The sequence below is a fragment of the Rhodobium orientis genome (assembly GCF_003258835.1).
Lineage (GTDB): Bacteria > Pseudomonadota > Alphaproteobacteria > Rhizobiales > Rhodobiaceae > Rhodobium > Rhodobium orientis.
This window is the reverse complement of the sequence record NZ_NPEV01000093.1, coordinates 1-8390: the sequence shown is the minus strand read 5'-3', so window position 1 is coordinate 8390 and position 8390 is coordinate 1. Positions and strand designations below refer to the sequence as shown.

Annotated in this window: 10 protein-coding genes; 7 read left to right on the top strand and 3 right to left on the bottom strand. The window is 67.4% G+C overall.

The genetic code is table 11. The features are described from left to right. Positions 1-329: 329 nt before the first annotated feature. From CH339_RS23175 to CH339_RS23155, 5 genes are read left to right on the top strand one after another with little or no spacing between them, the layout of a single operon-like run. Entirely contained in the window at positions 330-1286 is a 957-nt protein-coding gene (locus CH339_RS23175; protein WP_111436786.1) for an ABC transporter permease, read from the top strand. Beyond that, positions 1276-2127: an ABC transporter permease gene (locus CH339_RS23170; protein WP_111436785.1), complete on the top strand. Its 852-nt coding sequence runs from the start codon at positions 1276-1278 to the stop codon at positions 2125-2127. The genes CH339_RS23175 and CH339_RS23170 overlap by 11 nt, the downstream gene beginning before the upstream one ends. A gap of 4 nt (positions 2128-2131) precedes the next feature. Next, positions 2132-3121 carry an ABC transporter ATP-binding protein gene (locus tag CH339_RS23165; RefSeq protein WP_111436787.1) on the top strand — a complete coding sequence of 330 codons (990 nt, stop codon included), beginning with the start codon at positions 2132-2134 and terminating at the stop codon, positions 3119-3121. Further along, the gene (locus CH339_RS23160; RefSeq protein WP_111436784.1) at positions 3118-4104 is read left to right on the top strand and encodes an ABC transporter ATP-binding protein; all 987 of its coding nucleotides are present in this window, start codon (positions 3118-3120) and stop codon (positions 4102-4104) included. The genes CH339_RS23165 and CH339_RS23160 overlap by 4 nt, the downstream gene beginning before the upstream one ends. A 32-nt stretch (positions 4105-4136) precedes the next feature. Next, positions 4137-4883, top strand: a complete 747-nt coding sequence (locus CH339_RS23155; RefSeq protein WP_111436783.1) for an SDR family oxidoreductase — start codon at positions 4137-4139, stop codon at positions 4881-4883. A 9-nt stretch (positions 4884-4892) separates the two neighbouring features. Here CH339_RS23155 and CH339_RS23150 read toward each other — a convergent pair whose 3' ends face one another. Next, positions 4893-5693, bottom strand: coding sequence for a DUF2189 domain-containing protein (locus CH339_RS23150; RefSeq protein ID WP_111436782.1), 801 nt, complete (start codon positions 5691-5693; stop codon positions 4893-4895). A gap of 270 nt (positions 5694-5963) precedes the next feature. Between CH339_RS23150 and CH339_RS23145 the strand changes: the two genes are divergently transcribed. Continuing rightward, positions 5964-6623, top strand: coding sequence for a DUF2062 domain-containing protein (locus CH339_RS23145; RefSeq protein ID WP_111436781.1), 660 nt, complete (start codon positions 5964-5966; stop codon positions 6621-6623). Between the two features lie 29 nt (positions 6624-6652). Here CH339_RS23145 and CH339_RS23140 read toward each other — a convergent pair whose 3' ends face one another. Then, entirely contained in the window at positions 6653-7183 is a 531-nt protein-coding gene (locus CH339_RS23140) for a TlpA family protein disulfide reductase (RefSeq protein ID WP_111436780.1), read from the bottom strand. An 86-nt stretch (positions 7184-7269) separates the two neighbouring features. Beyond that, positions 7270-8037 carry a DUF1194 domain-containing protein gene (locus tag CH339_RS23135; protein ID WP_111436779.1) on the bottom strand — a complete coding sequence of 256 codons (768 nt, stop codon included), beginning with the start codon at positions 8035-8037 and terminating at the stop codon, positions 7270-7272. 140 nt (positions 8038-8177) lie between these two features. Between CH339_RS23135 and CH339_RS25030 the strand changes: the two genes are divergently transcribed. Beyond that, a partial coding sequence (locus tag CH339_RS25030) for a hypothetical protein (protein ID WP_210207393.1) occupies positions 8178-8390 on the top strand: 213 nt, incomplete at its 3' end.

The window sequence follows — 8390 nt, the reverse complement described above, 5'->3', positions numbered from 1 at the left end:
CTATCGCGTCTGCTTCGGTGCAACGCATATCGCAACCATTGACCTCAACCATACCCGAAACGATCATCAATGACTGTCAGCCATGTCCCCGAACACCTGTCAATCATCTCCCCGGGACAAACACTTGACCCGGGGCCCAATGCCCGTCTCGGCACGGTATGCCGTCGCGACGCTGGTCGGGGAAAGGCATCCGCGCGACCGCCCGATTCCCTCAAGGCAGGGCATACCGTGATGACAGGGGCAATGGGTCCCGGCTCCGGGGCCGGGATGACGACTGTGCTTGGGGCACGTCCTCGCCAAATCCTCCGGCCCACCGCCCGGCCCGCCCCATGACCCGGTTCCTCCTCCGCCGTCTTGCCGTCATGCTGGCGACGGTGCTGGTCGCCTCCCTCGTCGTCTTCACCGTCCTTGAGGTGCTGCCGGGCGATCCGGCCGAAGTCATGCTCGGTGTCGGCGCGCAGCCGGAGACGGTGGCGGCTCTGCGCCACGACCTCGGCCTCGACCGTCCCGCGCCGGAGCGCTACCTTTCCTGGATCATCGGCATGGCAGTCGGCGATTTCGGCACCAGCTACACCTATGGCGTCCCGGTCTCCGAACTGATCCTGGAGCGCGCCGTCGTCAGCCTGCCGCTCGCCCTTTTTGCGATTTTTCTTTCAACGGCCATCGCCATCCCCCTCGGCGTAACGGCCGCAGCAAGGCGCGGCAGCGCGGTCGATGCCGCCGTCATGGGCTTTTCCCAGATCGGCGTCGCGGTGCCGAATTTCTGGCTCGGCCTCCTCTTCATCATGCTCTTTGCCGTGACCCTGCGCTGGCTGCCGGCCGGCGGCTTTGCCGGCTGGGAGGCGGGGCTCGGCCCGGCGCTCGCCTCGCTCACGCTCCCTGCCGTCGCCCTGGCGCTCCCCCAGGCCGCGATCCTTGCCCGCGTTACGCGCTCCGCCGTGCTGGAAACCCTCGGCGAGGACTATGTGCGCACGGCCCGCGCCAAGGGGCTGACGAAATCGGCCGCGCTCTGGCGCCATGCGGTCCGCAATGCGCTCATCCCGGTCGTCACCATCATGGGCCTGCAGTTCTCGTTCCTCATAGCCGGCACCATCATCATCGAGAGCGTCTTCACGCTGCCCGGCCTTGGCCGGCTGATCTTCCAGGCGATCGCCCAGCGCGACCTCATCGTCGTCAAGAACGTCATCGTGCTCCTTGCGGTCAGCGTCATCGTCGTCAACTTCCTCGTCGACCTCGCCTATGGGGTGCTAGACCCGCGCCTCAGGAGCGTCGTCGATGGTCGCTGAGCGGGTCCGCGAACTGATCGCCGGCGCCGCGCAGAGCCGGTCCTTCCTGATCGGCGGCGCCATCACCCTGGCGCTGGCGCTCACCGCAGCCCTCTCTCTCCTCTGGACGCCCTATTCGGCAACCGCGATGGACATCGCCGGCCGGCTCGCCCCGTCGAGCGCGGAGCACCTCCTCGGCACCGACCAGTTCGGCCGCGACGTCCTCTCCATGCTGATGGTCGGCGCGCGCAACTCCATCCTCGTCTCCGTCATCGCCGTCGGCATCGGCATCTTCATCGGCGTGCCGCTCGGAACGCTGGCCGCCGCCCGCGGCGGCTGGATCGACGAGGCGGTGATGCGGCTCAACGATTTCGCCTTCGCCTTTCCCGCGCTCCTGACCGCCGTGATGATCACCGCGCTCGCCGGTCCCGGCGCGGTCAATGCCATGGTCGCCATCGGCCTTTTCAACATTCCGGTCTTCGCCCGCCTCTCGCGCGGCGCAGCGCTTGGCGTCTGGAAGCGCGAATTCGTGCTCGCGGCCCGCGCCGCGGCGCGCAGCCGGCTGGCGATCACGCTCGACCACGTGCTGCCCAACATCGCCGGCCTGTTGCTCGTCCAGGCGACCATCCAGTTCGCGCTGGCGATCCTTGCCGAGGCCGGGCTCTCCTATCTCGGCCTCGGTACCCAGCCGCCGAACCCGAGCTGGGGCCGCATGCTGAACGAGGCCCAGACCCTGATCTACCTGGCGCCGCAACTCGCCATCTATCCGGGGCTGGCGATCACGCTCTCGGTCCTGGGTCTCAACCTCCTCGGCGACGGGCTGCGCGATGCGCTCGACCCGCGCCTGCGGCGGGGGCGGTAAGGCGATGGCGTTGCTCGATGTCCGCGACCTGACGGTGACCTTTCCGGGCAAGGCCGGTCCGGCCCATGTGCTGGATGGCGTGTCGTTTTCCGTCGCGCCGGGCGAGGCGGTCGGCATCGTCGGCGAATCCGGTTGCGGCAAGTCGATGACGGCGCTGGCCGTCATGGGGCTCCTGCCGCCGGGAGCATCCGTGCGCGGCCATATCCGGCTTGGCGCCGACGACCTTTTGACGTTGCCGGAACCAGCCCTCTGCGATCTTCGCGGCCGCCGGATCGCGATGATCTTCCAGGAGCCGATGACGGCGCTCAATCCGGTCAGAACCATCGGCGACCAGGTCGGCGAAGGGCTCGCCCTCCATCTCGCCCTCGGCCGGCGGGCGCGGGCCGACCGGGTGCGCGAGCTGCTGGACCGCGTCGGCCTGCCGGCGCCGCGCTTTGCGCCGTCGCTCTATCCGCACGAGCTCTCCGGCGGCCAGCGCCAGCGGGTGATGATCGCGATCGCCCTTGCCTGCGAGCCGGACCTCCTGATCGCCGACGAGCCGACGACGGCCCTCGACGTCACCACAGAGGCCCGCATCCTCGACCTCATCCTTGAGGTGACGGCGGCGTCCAACATGGCGCTCGTCATGATCACCCACGACCTCGGCATCGTCGCGGAAACCGCCGAGCGGGTGCTGGTCATGTATGCCGGCAGGATCGTCGAAGAAGGAACGGCGGAACGGCTCTTTGCCGGCATGGCCCACCCCTATACGGCCGGCCTCTTTGCCGCCTCGCCCCATGCCGTGGAGATCGACCCGGATGTGCGCCGTCCGCGGCTTGCGGCAATCCCCGGGACGGTGCCGGAGCCGGGCGAGCGGACGACGGGTTGCCCCTTTGCCGGCCGCTGCCCGCGCCGCACACCCGCCTGCATCGAACCGCCGCCACGCATCGCGCTGGCCGAGGGCCACGGCGTTGCCTGCTTCCATCCGCTGGCGGCCGGGGAGGGGGTGCGATGACCGATACCCCGCTGCTTGCCGTCGAAGGCCTCATCCGCGACTACGCCCTGCCGCGCCGGCGGCTCTTCGGCGAGCGGCCCGTACTGCGGGCGCTGGCCGGCGTCGACCTGACGGTGGAGCGCGGCCGCAGCCTCGGCATCGTCGGCGAATCCGGTTGCGGGAAGTCGACGCTGGCCCACCTGATCCTCGCCCTGGAACGCCCGACCGCCGGCACCGTGCGGCTCCATGGCACCGACCTCTTTGCCGCCCCGGCGGACGAGTTGAAGGCGCTGCGCCGCCACCTCCAGATCATCTTCCAGGACCCCTACGGCTCGCTCGATCCCCGCCACAAGGTCGCGCGCATCGTCTCCGAGCCGCTGCGCTCGCTGGAGCCGGAGACGGACCGCGTGCGCCGGCGCATGCGCGTTGCCGAAGTGCTGCAGTCCGTCGGCCTGCCGGCCTCGGCGGCGGCGAAATACCCGCACGAATTCTCCGGCGGCCAGCGCCAGCGCATCGCCATCGCCCGTGCGCTCGTAACGAAGCCCGACCTCATCGTCGCCGACGAGGCGGTCTCGGCTCTCGATGTCTCGGTGCAGGCCCAGGTGCTGAACCTGATGAACGACCTGCAGGCCGAGTTCGGCCTCGCCTATGTGTTCATCGGCCACGACCTCAACGTGGTGCGCTGCGTCACCGACGACGTTGCGGTGATGTATCTCGGCCGCATCGTCGAGGAGGGCCCGAGCCCGGAAGTGTTTTCCCGCCCGCGCCATCCTTACACGCGGGCGCTGATCGAGGCGGTACCGAAGCCCGATCCGGCGCGCCGCAAGGCCCGACTTGCCGCAGCGGCGAAGCATGTGGCAGCCGCACCATTGCCGCCCGAGGCCGGTTGCGCGTTCCGGCCGCGCTGCCCGCTGGCGTTCGAGCGCTGCGTGGCCGAGGCGCCGAAATTGCGACCGGTCTCCGATGGGGCGAGGATTGCCTGCCACCGCGATCCGGAGGTTTGATCGAAAAAAACAATCAAAAGGGAGGGACAAAAATGAAACTGGAGGGAAAGGTCGCGGTCGTCACCGGCGCCGCATCGGGTTTCGGCGAGGCGATCGCAAGACGCTTTGCCGCAGAGGGTGCGAAGGTGCTGATCTCCGACATCAACGAAGAGGCCGGCACGCGCGTCGCTGGGGATATCGGCGCGGCTGCCCGCTTCTGCCGCGCCGACGTCTCAAAGTCCGAAGACGTCGCTGCCATGGTCAACGCGACGGTCAAGGCCTTCGGCGGCCTCGACATCATCGTCAACAATGCCGGCACCACCCACCGCAACAAGCCGCTGCTGGAGGTGACCGAGGACGAGTTCGACCGCATCTACGCGGTCAATGTGAAGTCCATCTACAACGCGGCCATTGCCGGCGTGCCGGCCCTTAAAGTGCGCGGCGGCGGCGTCATCCTCAATATTGCCTCCACGGCCGGCGTCCGGCCGCGGCCGGGCCTTGTCTGGTACAACGGCTCCAAGGGCGCGGCGATCACCCTGACCAAGGCGATGGCGGTGGAGCTTGCGCCCGACAACATCCGCGTCGTCGCCCTCAACCCGGTCGCCGGCGAGACGCCGATGCTCGCCCTCTTCATGGGCGAGGACACGGAGGAAAAGCGCGCCGCGTTCAAGGCGACGGTGCCGCTCGGCCGGCTCTCTACGCCGGCGGACATCGCCAATGCCGCGGCGTTCCTCGTCAGCGACGAGGCGAATTTCCTCACCGGCGTCTGCCTGGAGGTCGACGGCGGCCGCTGCATCTGAGCCCGGCGATCAGCCGATCTCTTCCACATGCACCGTCGCCTTGTAGAGGTGCCAGGTGGTGTGGCCCAGGAGCGGCATGACGACGAGGAGGGCGAGGAAGCCCGTCAGCGTCGAGGCGGCGAGCGTCACGGCGACGAAGAAGCCGTAGCCGATCAGCGGCACCGGATTGGTCTTCACCGCCTTGACGCTGGTCATGATCGCCGTCACCGGATCGATCCCCCGGTCCATCAAGAGTGGATAGGACATGACGCTGATGGAAAACAGCATCACGGCGAAGAAGGCGCCGATGGCGTTGCCGACGACGAGAAACAGGAGCCCCGTCGGCGTCGTCAGGATGTCGATGAAGAGCTGCGGGATCTCCGGCGACTTGACGCCGAAGAAGATGGCATAGAGCGCGGCCGCGACATCGAGCCAGATGATGAAGCCGAACAGCGTGATCATCGGCAGCCAGCCGAGCCGCTCCCGGCCCTTCTTCAGCGCGTCGGCGAAGGTCGCGCCGAAGCGCACGGGCTGCCCGGCCGCCAGCCGCAAGCTGGCCTCGTAAAGGACTGTCGCGGTGAACGGGCCGATGAGGGCAAAGCCCGCCGCCGTCGGATAGGCAAGGAAGATCAGCCCGGCGAACTCCACCATGTAAAAGATGATCCAGCCGCCCGCGGCAAAGAACAGCCCGACGCTGGCGCCGATCAGCGGTGCGGCCCTGAAATCGCGAAAGCCTTTCGTCAGGGCCTCGCGCACGGTGGCGACGGTGATGTCGGAAACGACGAGCCGGCGCGTCGGATCGTCGAGCGCTGCGGCATCCTCTGCGGTCATGGTGGTCCCCCCGGTCTTTGTTTGCTCTTGTTGGGGTGATCTTAGCCGCAGACCGGCCGCCCTTGCCAACCGTTTCCGGCACCGCCCTCCTGACGCCTCATATTCACCCGATGTTTCGCATGAACCCTTGTTTTTTCGGCAGCAAACCGCTTTTTAAAGCTTCTACGCTCCAAATGGTCATCCAATGAACTAGATTGAGTGACGGAATGGGCTCCGGTCGCATATTGCGGCGGCCGGTTCCGGCCTCCTCTCCGGCAAGACTGACGCTAAATGGCGAAGATCAACCAGCGCATCCGCAACGGAAACGGCAACTCGCGTCGGGAGAACGGCTGGCTCGACCGTACCCGCCGGATGATCCGCTACAAGCTGCATATTCCCATGATCCGCAGCCCGCATCCGCCGGAGTTCACCGCCCGCGGCGTCATGATCGGTACGATCTGGGCGATGGTTCCTGTCTTCGGCCTGCAGATGCTGGCGGTGCTGATCACCTGGATCATCGCCGAAAAGGCGCTGCGCTGGGAGTTCTCCCTGGTCAATGGCCTGGCCTGGACCTGGACCACCAACATCGTCACCATCATCCCGACCTATTACGTCTACTACGTCACCGGCCAGGTCCTGCTCGGCCATTTCGACGACATCAGCGGCTATGACGGCTTCCACAAGCTGTTCACGACCAGCACCGCGACCGATGCCGGGTTCTGGGACAAGTTCCTCAACTGGATCGAAACCCTGATTACCGGCTGGGGCGTGCCGCTCCTCATCGGCTCCATTCCCTGGACCATCCTGTGCGGCTGGCTTGCCTATGCGATCTCGCTGCGCTTCGTGCGCGAATACCAGCGCCGCCGCGCGGTGCGCATGCAGGACGCCCGCGACCGCAACAGCCGCGCCCGCACCGCCGCCACCGTCGACACGCCGTCTTCCGGGCAATAGGCGGCGCCCGCCGCCGCGAAAGCGGGCCGTCAGTCGGCGATGCCGATCCTGGCAAGAAGCGCCTTGCGAAAGTTTCCGTCGTCCCAGTCGAGCGGGCCGATATGGCGCCAGGTGACGGTGCCGGCCCTGTCTACGACCAGCGTTGCCGGATAGCCGAAGATGCGGAAGGCGCTGCCGGTCTTGCGTTCCGCGTCCTGCCAGGTCCGCAGCCCGAGTCCGAGTTCGGATGACAGGAACCGCGCGATCGTCGCATAGGGAAACCGGTCGACCGAGACGACCACCAGCCGGCCGCCCTTGCCGGCCTTGTCGAGGTCGGCGGCGAAGCGGTCGACCGAGGGCAGTTCCTTTCGGCAGGGAACGCACCAGGTCGCCCAGAAATGGACGATGGTCGGGCCCTTGTCCGACAGAACTTCGCGGATCGGCCGGGCGCCGCCATCGCCGTTGCGCAGCAGCACGCCCTTGAGAGCAACCGTGTCCTCGGCCGCCGATGACGGCAGCGGGATAGCGGCAAGGAGCATGAGGGCGACGGCGATGCGGCAAAGGGCAGAGAACGCGGACAAAGCGGGCAGCCTTTCAAAGCGGCGAGGGTGTCCGATCCCCTACCCCATTTCCGATCGATGCGAAAACGCCCGCGTGTCGCGCCCCGTCAATCCGCCCTCACGTTCGTCTCGGTTTCCGCCATCCGCTTTGGCTGCGGATCCCCGGCGATTTCCATGATCAGCTTGCGCCGCACCGCGTTGGCGAACGTCGCCGCGCTGTCGGCGGTGACGACGAAGGCGCCGGGCCCGCCGATGATCTTCTCGGCAAAGGCCGCTTCCAGGTCGTAGGAGACCGGCCGGCCGGAGATGCAGTGGCGACAGAGAACGGCAAGGCCGTTGATGGTGATGCCGGAAGAGACCACCGTCGCCCGCGCCGACTCGATGCTCGGGCCCGACCAGCTGTTGGCGCTGTCGGCGGAAATGTCGATGACCTTGCGGAAGCCCTGGATGTCGTTGTTCTCGATCAACGCCATGCCGAGCAAGAGGGCGGTGCCGATGGCGTTGTAGCCATGCGCCTTGCGCGGCGGGATCATAAGCGCCTCGGCGAAGGCTGCGGCGCTTTCCGGACCGTCGATCACGGTCCAGCCGACGACGATGTCCTGGGACTGGGAATCGCCCCATTCCACATAGGTCACCGCGATCTGGCCGTGTGGCGTGTTGCGGATCGCCGTGACCACGGCAGGGTCGGTGATCGCTTCCGCATAGCCCTTTCGCTGGAAGCGGATCTCGTCGTTGTCGATGGAACCGGTGGCATCGGCGAGGAGAACGAGCTCCAGCGCCACCTCCGTCGCAGCCGCCGGAGCGGGCGCCAGCGCGAGCGCTGCCAGGAGAAAAAGACCGAGGCCCGTTCGGACCCATTGGGTGCATGCCGACATCTTTGGCGATCCCCGATCGCGGCGGCCGGTCCGTCCGGCCGATGGCAAAAGTAGACCATGGGTAGTGCCGGCCGACAACGCGCGGCAAGGCACGCACCGCATTCAGCGTCGATTGCGGGGGCGGTGAAGGAATTGATTCGATGGAGCGTTTTGCCGGTTCGGAACGGCAATCAAGATTTCTTGAAAGTCCAAATGCCGCACAGCGGCTGCCCCATGACGCGGCAGAATCGGCGCTGGGACCGATGGCCGGCGCCATCGAAACTGCCACCCGGACCGAGCCCCACGGGCTCGCAAGCGCGACAGCGCGCCGGCGCTCCGGCGCCGCCCGTCGGAGGCTAGCGGGCGCAGCCTGC